Source organism: Polymorphospora sp. NPDC050346, assembly GCF_040655695.1.
In the GTDB taxonomy this organism is placed as follows: Bacteria; Actinomycetota; Actinomycetes; order Mycobacteriales; family Micromonosporaceae; genus Polymorphospora; species Polymorphospora lycopeni.
The window spans coordinates 1-17,965 of sequence record NZ_JBFAKM010000059.1; the positions used below are offsets into that span (position 1 = coordinate 1).

General features: G+C 74.3%; 12 protein-coding genes. 3 read left to right on the forward strand and 9 right to left on the reverse strand.

Annotation, left to right across the window (positions count from 1 at the left end; translation table 11 throughout):
- The first annotated feature begins 115 nt into the window (after window positions 1–115).
- Together AB0I42_RS34790 and aroA are read left to right on the forward strand one after the other, a co-directional pair.
- The gene (locus tag AB0I42_RS34790) at window positions 116–1,231 is read left to right on the forward strand and encodes a S8 family serine peptidase (RefSeq protein ID WP_357544019.1); all 1,116 of its coding nucleotides are present in this window, start codon (window positions 116–118) and stop codon (window positions 1,229–1,231) included.
- A gap of 80 nt (window positions 1,232–1,311) precedes the next feature.
- Window positions 1,312–2,589 (forward strand): 3-phosphoshikimate 1-carboxyvinyltransferase, encoded by a 1,278-nt coding sequence (gene aroA / locus AB0I42_RS34795; protein ID WP_357544020.1) that lies wholly within the window; start codon window positions 1,312–1,314, stop codon window positions 2,587–2,589.
- 39 nt (window positions 2,590–2,628) lie between these two features.
- Here the strand turns inward: aroA and eccB are convergent, their stop codons facing one another.
- A complete protein-coding gene (gene eccB / locus AB0I42_RS34800; protein ID WP_357544021.1) occupies window positions 2,629–4,014 on the reverse strand; it encodes a type VII secretion protein EccB in 1,386 nt (461 codons plus the stop codon).
- A 7-nt stretch (window positions 4,015–4,021) separates the two neighbouring features.
- Window positions 4,022–5,440, reverse strand: coding sequence for a type VII secretion integral membrane protein EccD (gene eccD, locus AB0I42_RS34805; RefSeq protein WP_357544022.1), 1,419 nt, complete (start codon window positions 5,438–5,440; stop codon window positions 4,022–4,024).
- A 185-nt stretch (window positions 5,441–5,625) separates the two neighbouring features.
- On the opposite strand from eccD, the gene eccCa reads away from it, so the two are divergent.
- The gene (gene eccCa / locus AB0I42_RS34810; RefSeq protein ID WP_357544023.1) at window positions 5,626–9,576 is read left to right on the forward strand and encodes a type VII secretion protein EccCa; all 3,951 of its coding nucleotides are present in this window, start codon (window positions 5,626–5,628) and stop codon (window positions 9,574–9,576) included.
- Between the two features lie 18 nt (window positions 9,577–9,594).
- On the opposite strand, the gene AB0I42_RS34815 is transcribed toward eccCa, so the two are convergent.
- From AB0I42_RS34815 to AB0I42_RS34845, 7 genes are all read right to left on the reverse strand, one after another.
- Window positions 9,595–9,996: a hypothetical protein gene (locus tag AB0I42_RS34815; protein WP_357544024.1), complete on the reverse strand. Its 402-nt coding sequence runs from the start codon at window positions 9,994–9,996 to the stop codon at window positions 9,595–9,597.
- Window positions 9,993–11,093, reverse strand: coding sequence for a DddA-like double-stranded DNA deaminase toxin (locus AB0I42_RS34820; RefSeq protein ID WP_357544025.1), 1,101 nt, complete (start codon window positions 11,091–11,093; stop codon window positions 9,993–9,995). Before AB0I42_RS34820 ends, AB0I42_RS34815 begins: the two co-directional genes overlap by 4 nt.
- Window positions 11,094–11,243: 150 nt before the next feature.
- Window positions 11,244–12,263: a hypothetical protein gene (locus AB0I42_RS34825; protein WP_357544026.1), complete on the reverse strand. Its 1,020-nt coding sequence runs from the start codon at window positions 12,261–12,263 to the stop codon at window positions 11,244–11,246.
- Window positions 12,260–13,513 carry a type VII secretion protein EccE gene (locus tag AB0I42_RS34830; protein ID WP_357544027.1) on the reverse strand — a complete coding sequence of 418 codons (1,254 nt, stop codon included), beginning with the start codon at window positions 13,511–13,513 and terminating at the stop codon, window positions 12,260–12,262. The genes AB0I42_RS34825 and AB0I42_RS34830 overlap by 4 nt, the downstream gene beginning before the upstream one ends.
- Window positions 13,514–13,690: 177 nt before the next feature.
- On the reverse strand, window positions 13,691–14,686 hold the full coding sequence (locus AB0I42_RS34835) for a glycosyl hydrolase (protein ID WP_357544028.1): 996 nt from the start codon (window positions 14,684–14,686) through the stop codon (window positions 13,691–13,693).
- On the reverse strand, window positions 14,683–16,308 hold the full coding sequence (locus tag AB0I42_RS34840; protein WP_357544029.1) for a glycosyltransferase family 2 protein: 1,626 nt from the start codon (window positions 16,306–16,308) through the stop codon (window positions 14,683–14,685). The genes AB0I42_RS34835 and AB0I42_RS34840 overlap by 4 nt, the downstream gene beginning before the upstream one ends.
- Window positions 16,305–17,855 carry a glycosyltransferase family 39 protein gene (locus tag AB0I42_RS34845; protein ID WP_357544030.1) on the reverse strand — a complete coding sequence of 517 codons (1,551 nt, stop codon included), beginning with the start codon at window positions 17,853–17,855 and terminating at the stop codon, window positions 16,305–16,307. The genes AB0I42_RS34840 and AB0I42_RS34845 overlap by 4 nt, the downstream gene beginning before the upstream one ends.
- Window positions 17,856–17,965: the final 110 nt, after the last annotated feature.

The window sequence follows — 17,965 nt, forward strand, 5'->3', positions numbered from 1 at the left end:
CCGCCCCGCCTATAGTCACGGGGATGTCGCGCCGGCCGTCCCGGTCCCGGCCGCTGTTCCGCCGCCCGCGCGGGCGCCGCAGAACTGCGCCGAGCCCGGACAGACCGTCACCGAGGTGCCCTGGGCACAGTTGACGCTCACCCCGGAACGGGTCTGGCCGTTCACGACCGGGGCCGGCACGACGGTCGCCGTACTGTCGTCCGGGGTCGACGCCGACCACCCCCAACTGCGCGGCCGGGTCGCCGCCGGCCTGGACGCGGTCGCCGGCAGCGGCCGCGCCGACGACGACTGCCTCGGCCTCGGCACCCAGGTCGCCGGGCTGATCGCCGCCCGGCAGACCGACTCGCAGGGCTTCGCCGGGCTCGCCCCGGGCGCCCGGATCCTGCCCGTACGCGTCATCGACGACGCCGGGTTCGGCCGGCCCCAGGTCCGGGCCGCGGTGCTGGCCCGCGCCATCACCTGGGCCGTCGACCAGCGCGTCGCGGTGATCGCGGTCCCGATCCCGGTGTACGACGACGACGCCGCGGTCCGGGCCGCGGTGGCCCGGGCCGTAGCGGCCGGGATCGTGGTCGTCGCCGCCGCCGGTGACGAGGGCGGCACCAACGCGGCGAACCCGACCCCGTACCCGGCCGGCTACGAGGGCGTGCTCGGCGTCGGCGCGATCGGCCCCACCGGCGCCCGCTGGGACAACTCCCAGCACGGCCCGTACGTCGACCTCGTCGCTCCCGGTGACCAGATCCTGACCCTGCAGCGGGGCAGCGGGCTGACCGGCGCCAGCGGCACCGGACTCGCCACCGGCTTCGTGGCGGCGACGGCGGCGCTGGTCCGCAACAAGCGCGGCGCGCTCGACCCCGGGCAGATCGAGCGGCTGATCCTCGGCACCGCCGTACCGGCCCCCGGCGGCCCCGGGTTCGGCCACGGCATCGTCAACCCGTACGCCGCCGTCAACGACCAGCTGGCCGGCGGCGGCCCCGCCGCACTGCCCGGCCTGACCCCGTCGGAGCCGGTGGTCGACGCCGCCTGGCTGCGCAGCCGAAACGTCGCCGTGCTCGGCGCGCTGGTCGCGGTGCTGCTCGTCGCGGCCGTGTGGGCCGGGGCGGTGGCGCTGCCGCGAGCCCGGCGCCGGTCCTGGCGGGCGGCGGTGGCCCCACCGACCCCGCGCGGCGGCGAGCCGGTCGAGCCCGGCCCGCCGCTGCAGCTGTTCGACGGGGCGCCCGGCGGCCGGCGGTGACCGTCCACCGGCCGGACCCTCCCGCCCGGCACCCCGACGGACGATCACCGGGGCACCCCACCACCGGGGATACTGTCCCCATGACCGCCACCGCCGAGCGCCTCCCGGACGTTCTGCCCATCACCCCGCTGACGGCGCCACCGGTTGCCACCATGCGGCCGCCCGGCTCGAAGAGCATCACCAACCGGGCGTTGCTGTGCGCCGCCCTCGCGTCCGGCACGAGCACCCTGCGCGGTGCGCTCTTCGCCGACGACACCCGGGCCATGATGGACGCCGTCACCGCGCTCGGCGCCACGGTCGTGCCCGACCAGGACTCGAACACGGTCACCGTCACCGGCACCGACCCACGGCGGTCGACCGGCGCCGCCACTGTCGACGCCCGCCAGTCCGGCACCACCTCCAGGTTCGTCCTGCCGGCGGCGGCCCTGCGCCCCGGCCGCACCGTCGTCGACGGCACCGCCCAGTTGCGGGCCAGGCCGTTCGGGCCGGTGCTCCAGGCGCTGCGCGACGTCGGCACCGCCGTCGAGGAACTCGACCACCCCGGGTTCCTGCCCGCCGCGGTGCGCGGGCCGGCCCGGGGCGGACCGGTCCGGGTGCCCGGCCACCTGTCGAGCCAGTTCCTGTCGGGCCTGCTGATGGCCGCACCGCTGATGGCCGACGGGCTGACCGTGGAACTGACCTCACCGCTGGTGTCGGTGCCGTACGTGGACATGACGGTCGCGGTGATGGCGGCGTTCGGCGTCGAGGTGCGCGACCTCACCGTGCCGCCGGGCACCTACCGCCCGACCGAATACGTCGTGGAGCCGGACGCGAGCGCCGCCTCCTACTTCCTCGCCGCCGCGGCGATCACCGGTGGCCGGGTGACCGTGCGGGGCCTCGGGTCCGCGAGCCTCCAAGGCGACGTCGGGTTCGCCGACGTGCTGGAGCGGATGGGGGCACGGGTGGACCGCGCCGCCGACGCGCTGACCGTCACCGGTGGCGGCCCGCTGCACGGCATCGACGTGGACATGGCCGACATCTCGGATACCGCACAGACCCTCGCCGCGGTCGCGGTCTTCGCCGACACCCCCACCCGGGTGCGCGGGATCGGCTTCATCCGCGGCAAGGAGACCGACCGTATCGGCGCGGTCGTCACCGAGCTGCGCCGAGCCGGCATCGACGCCGTCGAGGACGACGACGGCTTCACGATCCGTCCCGGGACGCCCCGGCCGACCCGCTTCGCCACGTACGACGACCACCGGATGGCGATGAGCCTGTCGCTGGTCGGCCTGCGGGTGCCCGGGATCGAGATTGCCGACCCGGCGTGCGTCGGCAAGACGTACCCCGGCTTTTTCACGGACCTGCGCGGGCTGTCCTGACCGGACCGGCTGTTTCTGACCGCACCGGTGGTCCGGCCGTCAGCCGCCGGTGAGCGCCGGCCGGACCGCCGCCTGCGGGTCCAGGGTCGGGCCCTGCGGGATGCGGCTGACCAGGGCCGCCGGCACCGCGACCGCCTCGGCCGCCGGATAGCCCAGCATCTGTAGCGCGGCGTCGCTGACCACCGGGTAGCGGATGCCGAGGTCGGTGATCACCTGGTAGCTCGCCGGCGAACCGAGCACCCGTACGACGGCGACCCGGCCGGACGGCACCAGGATCCGGTCGGCCAGCCGGGACCCGTCCGGCGCCGCGCCGACGGTCGGGATCGAGGCCTGCACGCCGGGCAGGTCCCCACCCGTGGTCAGGGCCGGTACGCCGTCCGGCTCGCCGGTCACCGCGCACAACTGGTCAGCCCCCGGCGCCGACAGCTGCGGCGGTGCCGGCGGCGGCTGCACACCACCCGACGGGCGCCGCAGTTGGTCGCTCTGCGGGGCGGAGGTGGCCTCGGAGACGGCGATCGGCGCCGGCTCGCCGGCCGACTCGGCGTTGAGGATGGCCCGCTGCAACGCGGTGATCGGGGCGAGGCCGTCGGTGAGGACGAGGTAGTACTGCGGCCCGGCACCGGTCTGCGCGACCAGGATGTCGCCGACCGTACGGCCGGGCAGCGCGGCCGACGCCCGTCCCCGGTCGCGGACCTGCACCGGCGCGATGTCCGCGCCCGCCGGCAGCGCGTTGATCCAGGCGGTGCCGACCGGGGTCGCGGTGACCGACCCGAACAGGGCCGGGATGACCACCCGGGACGACTGGATCAGGTGCCGGTGCCCCTGCCAGACGAGATAGTTCATGCCGAGTTCGGCGTCGCGGACGAGCAGCCCCTGCTCGCCGGTGCCGCGGCCGCCGGTCGGCGCGACACCGACCCCGAGCACGACGGTGCTGACCGGCCGGCCGGCGTCGTTGGTGCCCGGTACGGCGCACACCGTCCACGGCAGGCCGATCCGCTGCTTGGCCACCGGCAGCGACTGGGGTGCGCCGACGATCCCGACGGTGATCCCGCGCGGCACCCCGGCCAGCGACGCGGCGGCGACCCGGGCGGCGGCCTGGCCGGGCCGGCCGGCGGCGAGCAGCGCGGAGGCGTAGTTGACGGTGGGGTGCAGTTGCCCGTCGAGGAAGACGAACGTGGCGCCGGTCTCGCGCTCGATGACGACCGAACCGTCGGTCTTCCACCGGTCGCCGCCGACCTTCGTGATCAGCCCGTAGATGCCGACCCCGGCGGCGATCAGCACCGCGACCATGACCCCGCCGAAGACGGCGCCGATGCCGCGCCGCAGCGGCGACTGGGCCGGGTCGGTCTCGCGCATCACGAAGGCGGAGATGACCCGCTGGGTCATGAACTGGTAGGAGTGCAGCTGGTCGCGGCGGGACGGCATCGCGGCGTCACCCGCCGATCGAGGCGAACAGGGCCCGGATGGCGCCGAACAGGCCGGTGACCGCGCAGGTCAGCGGGATCAGCGCCATGATGGCCAGCACGTCGGCGATGTCGGCGGCCCGTCCCACGTACGGGGTCGGCGACCGTCGACTGTAGACCAGGCCGGCGGTCAGCGCGACGGCCGCGGCGGCGATCACCACGCCCAGCAGCACGATCCGGGTGCCGGCCGACCCGGTGCCGAGCAGGCCGCCGAACACCAGCGCGGCGAGGGCGGTCAGGCCGCCGACGATGAGCGGCACCCGCTGCTGCGGCAGCGGGAAGAGCCGGGCCCGCAGCAGCAACGCACCACCGGCGCAGACGGCGAGCAGGACGCCGGACACCGTCCCGTCGCGGGCGACCACGAGCGCCACCGCGCACGCGCTGGAGACGGCCGCGCCCAGCAGCATCCCGGTCAGCAACTCGGTCGACCGGGCCACCGTCGCGAAGACGTCGGAACGGCGGGGGACCGGCCGGTCGGCGAGGATCTCCTCGGGCCGCCCCGGCAGCTCCGGCATCGGCATCCGGCCCATCCAGCTCGCCATCAGCGGATAGCTCGGCAGCAGCCCGATCGCCACGGTCAGCGCGACCGCCGCCGCCCCGGCGGCGGACAGCCCGACGACGCAGAGCAGCCCGGCGAGGCCGCCGACCAGACCGGTGACGATGCCGGCCATGAAGAGCCGCTGTACGGCGGCGACCGCGGTGTAGCCGACGACGGCGGCGACCAGGAGCGCGGCACTGCCGAGCAGCACGCTCGGCGCGCCGAGAGCGGCCAGCGCGGCACCGGACGGGGCGGCCAGCAGCGCGCCGCCGGCGAACGCGTACGGCAGGCCGGCCGCCGCGACGACCGCCCCGGCGGACGCGTCGGAGAACGCCCGCGAGAGCAGGACGCCGACGACCGCGAGCAGGGCCGCGACACCGAGCGCCACGCCGCCGGCGAGCTGTCCGGCCGGGCCGGCGGTGAGCAGCCCGACCAGGCCGGCGCCGAGCGCCGCGGCGGCGACCGCCAGGCCGCAGCGGCGGGTGGCGAGGCCGCCCCAGGACCGCCCCGACCGCCGCGCACCGCCGGCGATGATCTCGACGACGTCGTCGTACGCCATCTCCGGCCAGTCGTCGCGGCCGGGGGCCAGGTGCAGCACCTCGCCGTCGCGTACGCCCTGCACGGACAGGCTGCGGCCCGGCTCCAGGAGTGCGCCGGTGGCCCGCCGCAGCACCCAGCCACCCTGCTGCTCGCCGGTGTCACCGAGATCGTCGCCGGCATGCCGCAGCAGGTGCGGCATGAGTTCGGCGAGGAGCATGTTGTCGGGCAGGGCCACATCCATGCGCCGTTTCGGCGCCGCGACCGTCACCCTGGCCAGACTGAGGCCGCCGGGGGCCGTCACGCTGGTCACCTCCCCGTCACCCTGCGTCTTTGCCCGTCGCCCGGTCGTCGCCGGCCGGGGCGGGCGGTCCCGCGCGGGATCGCGGACCGGACCCGCGGACGGTCAACCTAGCACCCGCCCGCTGCCGACGGTGCGGGTGCCGGTGCTGGTTAGGATGGCGCGGCGGTTCGCGGTTGACTGGGGGGTCAGGGCAGGTGGCATCGACGATCGTCAAGCGTCCACCCCGCCGTCAGGCGCCGGCCCTGCCCAGCGGCGAGGTGCTTCTCGATCCACCACCGGAGATCCCGCCGCCCGGCGGCAAGGCGTGGGGCCGGCTGCTGATGGTCCTGCCGATGGCGGCGGGCGCCGCGGCCATGGGCCTGATGATGGGCATGCAGCGCGGCGGCCCGATCACCTATGTCGTCGGTGCCCTCTACGGCGTCTCCATCCTCGGCATGATCGCCATGATGGCCACCCAGCAGAGCGGGCCGGGCAAGAAGGAGATGGTCGAGGCCCGCCGGCAGTACATGCGTCGGCTGTCGCAGTTGCGGGCCCAGGTCCGGGCCACGATCCGGGCCCAGCGGGAGGCCATCCACTACCGGCACCCCGACCCGGACAAGCTGTGGTCGACCGTCGGCAGCGGCCGGTTGTGGGAGCGCCGGCGCGGCGACGCGGACTTCGGCGTCGTCCGGATCGGCCTCGGGCCGCAGGAGGTCGCCACCCCGCTCGTCCCGCCGCAGACCCGCCCGGTCGACGAACTCGAACCGCTGTGCGCGATGGCGCTGCGCAAGTTCGTCTCCACCTACTCGGTGGTGCCCGACCTGCCGGTCGCCATCGCCGTACGCGACTTCTCCCACGTCTACCTGCGCGGATCCGACGCCGCCACCCGGGACCTGGTGCGGTCGCTGCTGGCCCAGATGGCGGCCTTCCACGCCCCCGACGACCTGCTGATCGGCCTGTGCGTGCCGGACGCCAACCGGGCCCAGTGGGAGTGGGCCAAGTGGCTGCCACACGCCCAGCACCCGAGCAAGCTCGACGCCGTCGGCCCGGTACGTCTCTTCGCCACCGCGGTCACCGCGCTGGAGGCGATGCTCGACGACGTGCTGGCCAACCGGCCCCGGTTCGACCCCTCCACCGCCCGGCAGTCGCCGGGGCCGCACGTCGTCGTGCTCATCGACGGCGTACCGACCGCCGGCTCCGACCACCTGATGACCGAGGGCGGGGTCCAGGGCGTCACCATCCTCGACCTGTCCACGCCGCCACCCCGGCTGCTCGATGAGTCGTCGGTGGTCCTCGACATCGCCGACGACGGCACCGTCAGCGGCACCACCATGGACGGCAGCACCCAGGTCGGCCGCGCCGACGCGCTCGGCCCGGCCCAGGCCGAGGTGCTGGCCCGCGAACTCGCCCCGCTGCGGTTGTCGGTGTCGTCGTACGCCGACCAGCCGTCCGCCGTCGCCGACCTCGGCCTCGCCGACCTGCTCGGCATCGACGACCCGCAGGAGTTCGACCTGGCCCAGCTCTGGGCCAGCCGGCCCAACCGCGACCGGCTGCGGGTCCCGATCGGCGTCGGCGCCGACGGCCGGCCGATCGAACTCGACCTCAAGGAGTCCGCGCAGGACGGGATGGGGCCGCACGGGCTGCTGGTCGGCGCCACCGGCTCCGGCAAGAGCGAACTGCTGCGCACCCTGGTCCTGGCCCTCGCCGCGACGCACGACTCGGAGATCCTCAACCTGGTGCTGGTCGACTTCAAGGGCGGCGCCACCTTCACCGCCCTGGACCGGCTGCCGCACACCAGCGCCGTCATCACCAACCTCGCCGACGAGCTGTCGCTGGTCGACCGGATGCTCGGCGCGATCCAGGGTGAGCTGACCCGCCGCCAGGAACTGCTGCGCCGTGCCGGCAACTACGCCTCGCAGCGCGACTACGAACGCGCCCGCGCCGCCGGGGTCCCGCTGGCGCCGCTGCCCAGCCTGCTGATGATCGTCGACGAGTTCAGCGAGCTGCTGACCGCGCGCCCCGACTTCATCGACATGTTCGTCCAGATCGGCCGGGTCGGCCGGTCGCTCGGCGTCCACCTGCTGCTCGCCTCGCAGCGGCTGGAGGAGGGCCGGCTGCGCGGCCTGGAGACCCACCTGTCCTACCGGCTCAGCCTGCGTACCTTCTCCTCCATGGAGAGCCGGGCCGTGCTCGGCGTCGCCGACGCGTACGAGCTGCCGCGCTCGCCCGGTCACGGCTACCTCAAGGCCGGCACCGAGGGCCTGGTGCGGTTCAAGGCCGCGTACGTCTCCGGCGTCGTCCGCCGCGACGGGCAGCTTCCCGTCGTCGGCGGGCGCACCATCGACCCGGTACGCGAATACAGCACCCGGTTCCTCCCGCTGCCGCACGACGACCGGCCCGCCGACGCCCCCGCCGAGGTCGAGGAGACCGTCGTCGGCGACACCCTGCTCGACGTGCTCGTGCGCCGGATGGAGGGGCAGGGCCCACCGGCGCACCAGGTGTGGCTGCCGCCGCTCGACGACTCGCCGACCCTCGACCAGTTGCTGCCGCAGATCTGGCCGACGCCGGAACGCGGTCTGAGTGTTGACGACCAGGCCCTGCACGGCGCCCTGCGGGGCATGGCCGGCCTCATCGACAAGCCGTTCGAGCAGCGCCGCGACCCGATGTGGCTCGACCTGGCCGGCGCCGCCGGCAACGTCATGGTGGTCGGCGCCCAGCAGAGCGGCAAGAGCAACCTGCTGCGTACGCTCGTGCTCAGCCTGGCCCTGACGCACACGCCGCGCGAGGCGCAGTTCTACTTCCTCGACTTCGGCGGCGGCACGTTCAGCGCGCTGGCCGACCTGCCGCACGCCGGCGGCCTCGCCACCCGGCGCGACGTCAACAAGGTCCGCCGTACGATCGCCGAACTCTACGGCCTGATGCAGGCCCGCGAGTCGCTGTTCGCCAGCCGGGGCGTCGAGGGCATCGCCGCCTACCGGCGGGCCAAGCGCGACGGACACTTCACCGAGGACCCGTTCGGTGACCTCTTCCTGATCGTCGACGGCTGGCCCACCCTGCGCGGCGAATACGAGGACCTCGAACCGCTGGTCACCGAACTGGCCAACCGGGGCCTCGGGTACGGCATCCACATCCTCGCCTCCAGCAACCGCTGGATGGACGTACGCGCCGCCGTCCGCGACATGTTCGGCACCAAGATCGAACTGCGGCTCGGCGACACCAACGATTCCCTGATCAACCGGCGGGCCGCCGTCAACGTCCCCGAGGGCCACGGCCACGGCCTCACCCCGGACGCGCTGCACTTCCTCACCGGCCTGCCCCGCATCGACGGCCAGCAGCGCGTCGACGACCTCGCCGACGCCGTCGCCGACCTGGTCAAGCGGGTCCGGGCCGGCTGGACCAGGGCCGGCGCGCCACCGGTGCGACTGCTCCCCGACGAGCTGCGCCTCGACACCCTGCCCGCACCGCAGCGCGGCCGGATTCCGATCGGCATCGCCGAGATCGACCTCCAGCCGGTCTTCCTCGACTTCGACGCGGAGCCGCACGCGATCCTGTTCGGCGACATCGAGGCCGGCAAGAGCTCCTTCCTGCGCAGCCTCGGCCGCGGCATCGCCGCCAGCTACCGGCCGGACGAGGCCCGGATCATGCTGGTCGACTTCCGGCGCAGCCTGCTCGGCGCCGTACCCGAGGAGAACATGCTCGGGTACGGCACCTCGCAGCAGGTCACCGCCGACCTGATCAAACAGGTGGCCACGGTGATGAAGGAACGGCTGCCCGGCCCCGACGTCACCGCCGAACAGTTGCGCGACCGGAGCTGGTGGAAGGGGCCGGAACTCTACGTCCTCGTCGACGACTACGACCTGGTCGCCGGCGCCGCGGTCAACCCACTCGCCCCGCTGATGGAGTTCCTGCCGCAGGCCCGCGACGTCGGCCTGCACGTCGTGCTGACCCGGCGCATCGGTGGCGCCAGCCGGGCCATGTTCGACCCGTTCATCGCCCGCATCCGCGAACTCGCCTCACCGGGCCTGATGATGTCCGGCCCGAAGGAGGAGGGGCCGCTGCTCGGCAACATGAAGCCGCAACTGCTTCCGCCCGGCCGGTCCTGGCTCTTCACGCGGCGTGAGGGCGCCCGCCTGGTCCAGCTCGCCTGGACCGACCCCCCGAACTGAAACGGAGCGACCAGGGCGTCAGGTGCCGTCCGTGGTCCTCCAGAGCACGCTCGCGGGGCGGTCACCCGTGGCGGCGTAGTCGACGATGACCTGCCGCGCCGTGGTGGTGTCCAGCCGTACGAGGTCGGCGGGGATGTCGCACAGACCGGCGTCGGGGGACTCGTAGACGGTGATGGGGCGGTCGGGGGCGAGGGCGACGGCGTGGCTGCCGTCCGGCAGCCAGCGCACCGCCGCCCGGTCGGCGTCGATGTCGATGTCGACACGCAGGACCGGGCTTCCGGCCGGTCCGATGGTGATCGTCTGTCCGCACCCGCCGTGCGGCATGATCGTCTCGATCTGCTCGTCGAATCGGCGTCCGGCCTCGTCCGCGCTGGTCAGCTCGTAGGAGTGGCCGTGGTAGTCGCGCAGTAGCAGAGTCATCGGACGATCCTCTCTCCCGTGCCGGTGTAGATACGGTGCCACCAGGTCTCGCCGCCGTCGCGGGTGACCCAGACACGTAGTCGGCTTCCCGCCGGAAGGATGGCAGGCAGAATCTTGTCACAGGTCCATGGATAGCCCTGGTCACGCTCGTTCGTACCGCAGACGGTGTTGTCGATGGCGAGGTCGGCCCCGGTGCCGCCGCTCCGGCGCAGGTGCGCGGCGGCCTTCGACTCCGCGTGGTCGTAGAAGGTGACCGGGGGACCACGCAGCGGGTCGTGGTCGAGATCCGCAGCGAGCGACCGGTCTCCCGAGCCCGAGGTGACGGGCGCTCCGTTGAGCAATCCCTGCGTGGGTCGGGTACTGCCGGCCGGCCGTGGAGCCAGGCGGCCGGCCGCCGCCCGGACCGTGTCGGGCAGTGTCGAAGGGTCGGCCCGCACCCAGGCGGGTCCGACCGGTCTCGGGGCGTCCGTCGACAGTGGATCGGCCGGCGGGGCACGGGAGGCGGTGACCTGTCGTCCGGCCGTGTCGGACTCTGCCCCGGTGGCCGGTACGGGGACGACCCCACCGCCGGGCGGCCCGGCGGCGCCGACCTGGCGGGCCCGCGCCAGTGCCGCCTCGACCTGACCTCGGACCCCGTCGGCGAGGCCGCCCGCCGATGCGAGATTTCGCCCCAACCGTCGCAGGTGGAAGAGGGCGGGGCCAGGTTCACCACCCCGCAGTGCCGCCACGACGAGCCGTCCGGATTCTTCGACCCCTGCTTCGGCCGCGCTGATGCCGTCGGCGGCGGTCGTGAGGGCCACGACGACGGATGTGAGCATCCTGTCGATCTCCTGGACGGAGGATTGCCGCGGGACGTCGGCAACCGAGCGGGACGCTTGGCCGAGCACGTCTTCGACGGCGGCCAGCCGGGCGCGCACGCGCCCGATCGCCTCGCGTACGGAGGTCAGTCGTACCGCGATGCCCGCGAAACCGGCCCCGTCCGCCCGGACGACGATCCGCGCGACGAGGCGGTCGACCGCCGTCGCCTCCCGCCGGGCCGCCCGCACGCCCATCAACAGCGTGTGGAGGTGACCACCGACGGCGTCGGCGAACGACACGGCACCACCTCCAACCGGGTGAGCCGCCGCCGCACAGCACGGGCCGGCCGCATACCCGCCGCCGGATCGTCCCAGCGTGGCTCGCCCGCCGTCAACGACCTCGCGGGCGCCGGGGCGCCGGTCTGACGGCCGCGAGGTCGCCCGCGGCCGTCAGCGGCCCGGCGGTCCGGTGAAGTGACGCTCGATCTCGGTCTGCGCCAGCCACAGGTAGCGGCTCGTGCCGTCGCCCATGACCGCCACCATGTCGTGCGCCATCACCTGGAGGAACTGCTCGCTGTGCGCCGCCAGCCGCAACGTCGACGCGGCCAGCGGCGCCTCCAGGCCGTCGAGGCGCTGCATCAACACCAGCTGGCTGTCCTGGACGGTGGAGACCGCGGACTGGTCGAGGCGGCGCAGCACCGTCAGCCGGGTCTGCCAGGCGCCGAGTGGTGGGGCGGCGGCAGCGGCCGCCAGGCCGAGATCCTGGACCAGCAGGGCCGGCTGCTGCGGATTGCCCGCCGGCAGCTCCGGCTGGCCGCCGGGATGCACCTGCAACCGGTCGTCGTGGCCGGTGACCCGCTCGCCGAAGCCGTACCAGGCCGCCGGGTCCGTGGTCACCACGACGACGCGGGCGCTGAGCGCGAGCGCGCGCAGCACCACGAGCTGGGCCGCCCAGGTGCCGCCGACCAGGGCGGCCCGGGTCGGCTCCGGGCGGAAGAACCGGACCGGCACCGGGATCCGGTTGCGGTCGACGCCGAGCACCAGGCCGGCCGTCGCGGTCGGAACCTTCAGCCGGGACAGGGCGGCCCGGGACACCGTGTGCGAGCCGATCCGCAGCCGGGCCAGGCGTCCGGCCGGCCCCCGGCGAGGGTCGCCGGGCGGCGGCTGGCCGTAGACGGTGCCGGTCGTCGCCGGGGCCGGTGGCGCGGCGGTGGCGACCGCGGCGGCCCGGCCGGTGGCCCGGGTCACGGTGGCGGCCGCGACGGCCGCCTGGGCGGCGGCGGCCGGCGCGGCGACGGCGGCGGTTCCGGCGTCTGCCCCGGCCGGTGCGGCCACCTGCCGGTCCGCCGGCACCACGGGTACCGGGTACGCCGCCGCGGCGTCGGGCTCCGCCGGCTGCCGTATCGCCGGCTCCGGGGCGGCCTGCACGGCGGCCGGGTACGGCTGCCGTTCTTCGCGGGGGCCGGTCACCGGGCACCTCCACCGGTCGGGGCGGACGCGTACACCGCCGGGCCGTGTTCGCCGTCGAGCGGGAACAGGTCGGCGCCGGCCAGTTCCGCCGCCCGGGCGGCGGCCAGGCACACCGGGCCGAGTTCGGGGGGCGGCGCGGCCAGCCGGACCAGGCCGCGCAGGTCGACGCCGTCTCCGTCGCCCTCGGCGGCCAGCGTCAGCGCGGCACTGGTCAGCGCCGACGGCGTGGCGCCCACCGCGTCGAGCAGCGCCCCGATCTGGTCGGTCGCCGGCCACCGGCGGACCCAGAACGTGCGGTGCGCCAGCCGGCCGGAGTGCCAGCGCGACCATTCCTCACGCGGTTCGCCGCGGCCGTTGCCGGGGGCGGCCGCCCCCTCGAGGTCGCACGACTGCACCAGCGCGTCGAGCAGGCCGGCGTCGTCGAGCGGCTGGACGGTGAACCCGGCCCGGCGCAGCGTCTTGGTCACCCGGTGCAGCAGCGCGGCGACCAGTTCGGGTACGTCGTCGAGCGCCGTACCGTGCTCGTCGACGACCGCCTCGGCGAGCGCCCACGCGTCGAGCCGTACGGTGATCCAGACCTCGCGGTGCGCCGGCACGACGGCCGACCCGAAACCGGTCAGCAGCTGCCGGTAGGACTGGCCGGCGTGCGAGGCGGGCGGGGTGTCCATGCCCGGTGCCGGCACGGTGAGGGTGACGACCTGGAGGACGGCACCCGGCTGCCCGGTCTCGGCCAGTGCCGCCACGAGCTGGTCGAGCGGCAGCGCGCCGTCCTTGCGCCGCCGGCCGGTGGACACCGCCGCGCAGGCGTACCAGCCGGCGTCGTCGCGGGCCACGCCGATGTCGGAGCTGTCGCCGACGGAGGCGTTCTGCACGGTCAGGCCGGGAGCGAGGTGGCGTAGCGCGGTGACCCTCGGGTCGCCGTGCGGGATCGGCCGGCTGCGCCGCCGGCGCCGCTGGGCCACGGACATCATCCAGCGTTCGAGCCACCAGCGGCCGCCCCGCCGGGCCAGGGTCGCCGCGACGACGGCGGCGCCGGCGACACCGGTCGCCACGGCCGGCACCGCGCCCTGGGTGGCGGCGGCGAGCGTACCGACGACGGCCGTCTCGATGAGCAGCAGTTGCAGCAGGTGGACGCGGCCGAGGTGGCTGGGGCGTCGGCGCGGGCGGGGCACCTCGGCCGGGCCGCTCGGCGCCGGTTCGCCCGGGGCGACCCGGGCGACGGCGCGGACGGACTGTGACGGTGCGGTCATGTCCGGCTGCAACCTCCACGTCGTCGGTCCGCCCAGGGGCGGAGGGCGCGGCCCCCATCATAGGAACCGGTCCACCCGTGCATTCCGGACCCTTCGCGCCATGATCGTCGGGCGGGTGCCGGGGCGCCGGGCCGCACGTCGACCGGCCGCCACCTGACGATCACCCGCCCGCCGCGGTCACCGTACCCGGAAGCCCAGCCGGTCCTCGCGTGCCGCCTCCCGCCGGTACGTCGCCAGCGCCCGCTGATCCCGGTCGATCACCCAGTCGCCCGAGCCCTTCTGGTTGAAGTAGACGAACCCGAGCAGCTTGGGTTCGGTGCGTACGGCCTCGAACAGTTCGCGTACGGACCGTTCCCGCATCGCGCCGGGCTCGGAGCCGGTCTCGACGACGAGGAACGGCCGGTCGGTGAACTCCTCGACCTCGCGCATCGTGGGTCCGAACAGGCCCTCGAACGTCTTGGCGCCGGAGTGCGTGAAGTAGCCGTCGATGCCGATCCAGTCGACGTAGGCGTCGCCGGGGTAGAGGGGTTCCAGCGGCACCGACGGCACCGGGTTGACGACGTTCGGGGTCCAGGTCCAGATGACGTTCGTGGCGCCGGCCTCGGCGTAGAGGGCGTGGATGTGCCGCCACGCGGCGACGAAGTCGGCGGGGTCGTTGGTGTCGGCGCCCCACGGGTACCAGTGCCCGTTCATCTCGTGGGCGATGGTGAGCGCGATCGGGAGGTTCACCCGGCGCACCTCGGCGGCGAACCGCCGGATGTACGGGTCGTGCCGGCCGGCGGCGATGTCGGCGAGCTTGGCCTTGTACGGCTCCCAGCGCAGGATCGGCAGCGCCCCGTACTGGAAGATCTTGCGGATCTCGGCGGCGGCGAACTCGTCGTCGAAGCTCTCGTAGATCGTGATCATGTTGGGTCTGTGGCCGGTCAGGTCGGCGAACCCGTCCACCTTGCCCATGTCCCGGGGCGCGCCGGCGAGGGCGACACCGAGGTACTGGCCGGGTGGTTCGCGCAGGTGGCTGACGTCGTACGCCGGTGCCGGCTCGACCGCGGCGGTCGGTGCCGCCCCGGTGGACGCGGCCGGCGGCGGCCCGGGGGTGTCGGGGGCGACCGCGGCGTAGCCGAAGACCAGGGCAACGAAGAGGACCATGGTGACGAACAGGTGGCGCGACCTCACCGCGAACCGCCCGCCGGCAGGTCCTTCGCCGGGTCGACCAGCAGCGCCTGCATCGCGATCGTCAGGAAGAACACCCCGCCCAGGAAGGCCGGTGCGAACGCCGCCAGGTCCGTGTGGACCATCTGGTACGCCGCGGCCAGCGTCCACACGATTCCGCTGCCCGCCGTCCACACCGCCATGCCGGTCCACAGCCGTCCCGTCCTGTTCTTGCGTGCCGTACCACCGGTCGGCTGCCAGCCCATGCTCTGCCCGCGCAGCAGGTCCCAGACCGCGAACGCGTGCGACCAGCCGTAGATCATCTTGGTGGTCCAGGCCTCGAAGCCGTACGCGCAGCGGTGCCAGGACGGGAAGACGACGACGTTGTAGACCAGGCTGGGTGCGATCAGCAGGTAGTTCTCCAGCTTCACGTACTGCGGGAACACCAGCAGCATCAGGATCGGGATCAGCGGGCCGACGAAGGTGAACAGCGCCGTGTGCAGGTAGTAGAAGAAGCCGGACAGGTACGACAGGCGCTGGCGTACCGGCATCCGGGTGTTCCAGAACTTCGTCGACCCGAGCAGGCTCATCGACCCGGCGCACCACCGGTACTGCTGGGTGAAGAACGAGTTGATGTCGGCCGGGCACAGGCCGGTCGCCAGCGGCACCGGCACGTACCGCAGCCGCCAGCCCCGGCGGCGCATGTCGAATCCGGTGTGCACGTCCTCGGAGTGCTCGATCAGCGTCGACCCGCCGATCGCGTCGAGTGCCGTACGCCGGTACACCGCGCAACTGCCGACGCAGATCGCCGCCTCGTGGTGCTGCCTCGACAGCTGCACCGACCGGTAGAACAGTTCCTGCACCGCGCCGGCGCCGCGCTCCAGCCAGCCCTGGTCCTGGTGCACCCGGAAATACTGCGGCGACTGCACGATGCCCACGTCCGGGTACGCGTCGAAGTACGGCATCAGTTCGTCGAGCATGTCGTGACGCGGGGTGAAGTCGGCGTCGAGCACGAGGATGAAGTCACCCATGGTGCGCTGGTACGCGTACCGCATGTTGCCGGCCTTCTTGTACCACCCGCGGTTGGGCCGGCGCTGGTAGACGAAGCCGAAGCCGAGCGCCATCGCCTCGCGTTCGGCGGTGGCCGAGTCGTCGAGGACGTAGACGTGGACCGGCCCCGGATAGTGCCGGGCCATCGCGGCCACGTGCTCCCACGTGTTGCGCAGTACGTCGATCGCCTCGCCGCACACCGGCAGGAACACGTCGACCGGCGGATGCTCGTCCGGCGCCCACGACGCCACCAGCCGGCGGTGCCGGTCCAGGTCGAAGTCGGGGGTGAACAGGTTGACGCACAGCGAGACGAGGTAGTACGCGATGGTGAACGCCATCAGCGGCAGGAGCAGCAGCAGCCACGGCGACATCCGTACGAACAGCACCTGGCTCACGGTCAGCGCGGTGAAGCTGACCGCCGAGGCGACCATGAGGTACGGCAGCCGCCGGTGGTGGTAGGCGGCCTTCTCCCGTCGGGAGGGCGGCTGCGGCAGCGCCGGGTCGACCGGCACCACCGGCGGTGTGGTCCGTCGCCGCCGGGCCGGCGGCGGGGTGGCCCGGGCCGGCGTCGCCAGCCGGTCGTGCAGAGCCGTCACCGCGGTTTGCTCACGTACAGGACGATGGTGAACGCGCGGACCCGCCAGGTCTGCATCACCACGTAGCCGGACTCCAGCACGCCCGTCTTCCCGGCGCCGAGCCCGGCCAGCGGGTCGTCCCGGTTGCCCTTGCGGACCAGCCAGATCCGGTCCGGTTGGCCGAGGCAGTCGGCCACCTCGCCCGCCGCGCACTCCCGTGCGCCGACGCTGCCGCCGGTACGCGGCCGGGTGCGGGCCAGCCGGTCCTGCGGCGCGATCCCCGGTGGTACGTACCGCAGCACGGCGTCGCGGGCGAGTCGCTGGTCGCCTCCCTCGGTCGGGCCGTAGACGACGGTGTCGCCGGGGGCGGCGTGCGCCCGCATCACCGCGGCGATGTCCCGGGTGCCCTGCCCGTGCCCGGTCGGGGTGCGGATGTCGAGGTGGCCGGGCAGCCCGAGAAGGCCGATCGCGAGCACCACGCCGACGCCACGGGCGATCGTGGTGCGCCGTACCGCCAGCGAGGCCAGCAGCACCCAGGCCGGCAGGGTGAAGAGCAGGTAGCGGGGCAGCCAGGTCGGGACGACCAGGCTGACGGCGAGCAGGCCGGCGGTCGGCAGCAGGGCCCAGGCGGTCGCCACCGCCGCCCGGCCCCGCATCGACATCGCCAGGAACGCGCACGCCAGCAGGGCCCCGCCGATGAGGAGGTCGCCGAAGAGCACGGCCGGGGCCTCGGCGACCCGGGCCAGGCTCACCGGCGGAATCCAGTCGCCGTCGCCGCCGGCCTGTTGCCTCGCGAAGTGGACGACCGGTCCGACGAGGACGACGGCGAGCACCGCGGTCAGCGCCCAGCCGGCCACCGTACGGCCGCCCGGCCGCAGCCGCCAGGCGATCACCGCGTGTGCGAGCAGCAGGAGCAGGCCGAGCACGTGCCCGAGGCCGAGTAGCACCAGCGCGGCGAGGTAGCCGAGGTAGCGGCCGATCCGGGGCCGGTCGAGCAGGCGGACCAGCAGCAGCGTCGCCAGCGCCGCGGCGAGGACGGTGAACGCGTCGGGGCGGGCCTCCTGGGCGTAGCGGGAGGTGGTCGGCAGGACCGCGAAGAGCAGCCCGGCGGCCAGCCCGACCCGCAGCCCGCCCAGCCGGACCCCGAGCGCCGCCACCAGTCCGGTCGCCCCCACCATCGCCAGCGCCGACGGCAGCCGCAGCATGGCGTCGGAGGTGCCCGCCAGGTCGGTCCAGACGCGCAGCAGAAGGTAGTAGGGCGCCGCCCCGGCGTCGGTGCCGGCGAGCACCGACCGGAAGTCGGGCCACGACGCGGTCACCATGCCCCACGTCTGGAGTTCGTCCTCCCACAGCCCGGGCGTGCCGATCCCGATCAGGGAGAGCACGGCCACGACCACCATCGGCGCGGCCCACGCGACGACCTTCAGCCACGGCGCGTCGAGCGGCTCGGGTGGTGGCGGGCCGTCGTCGGGGCCGGGGCGCCACGGCTGTGCGGGCGGTTCGGCGGAGCGTACGGGAGCGGTCTGGCGGGGGATGAACGCGGTCAGATCATTGCTTTTGACAGGCATCTTCTCGAGCGATGACGTGGCCGCGGAGGACGACGCCGTGGTTGACGGGCGGACTGTCGGATCTTCGACAGGCTAGTAGGCGAATGCCGCCAAACCGGCGCCGAGCCCGT

Coding starts and splice junctions, on each gene's coding strand:
- AB0I42_RS34845 (WP_357544030.1), bottom strand. CDS start 17,855: ATGCCTGTCAAAAGCAATGATCTGACCGCGTTCATCCCCCGCCAGACC.
- aroA (WP_357544020.1), top strand. CDS start 1,312: ATGACCGCCACCGCCGAGCGCCTCCCGGACGTTCTGCCCATCACCCCG.
- AB0I42_RS34830 (WP_357544027.1), bottom strand. CDS start 13,513: ATGACCGCACCGTCACAGTCCGTCCGCGCCGTCGCCCGGGTCGCCCCG.
- eccB (WP_357544021.1), bottom strand. CDS start 4,014: ATGCCGTCCCGCCGCGACCAGCTGCACTCCTACCAGTTCATGACCCAG.
- AB0I42_RS34815 (WP_357544024.1), bottom strand. CDS start 9,996: ATGACTCTGCTACTGCGCGACTACCACGGCCACTCCTACGAGCTGACC.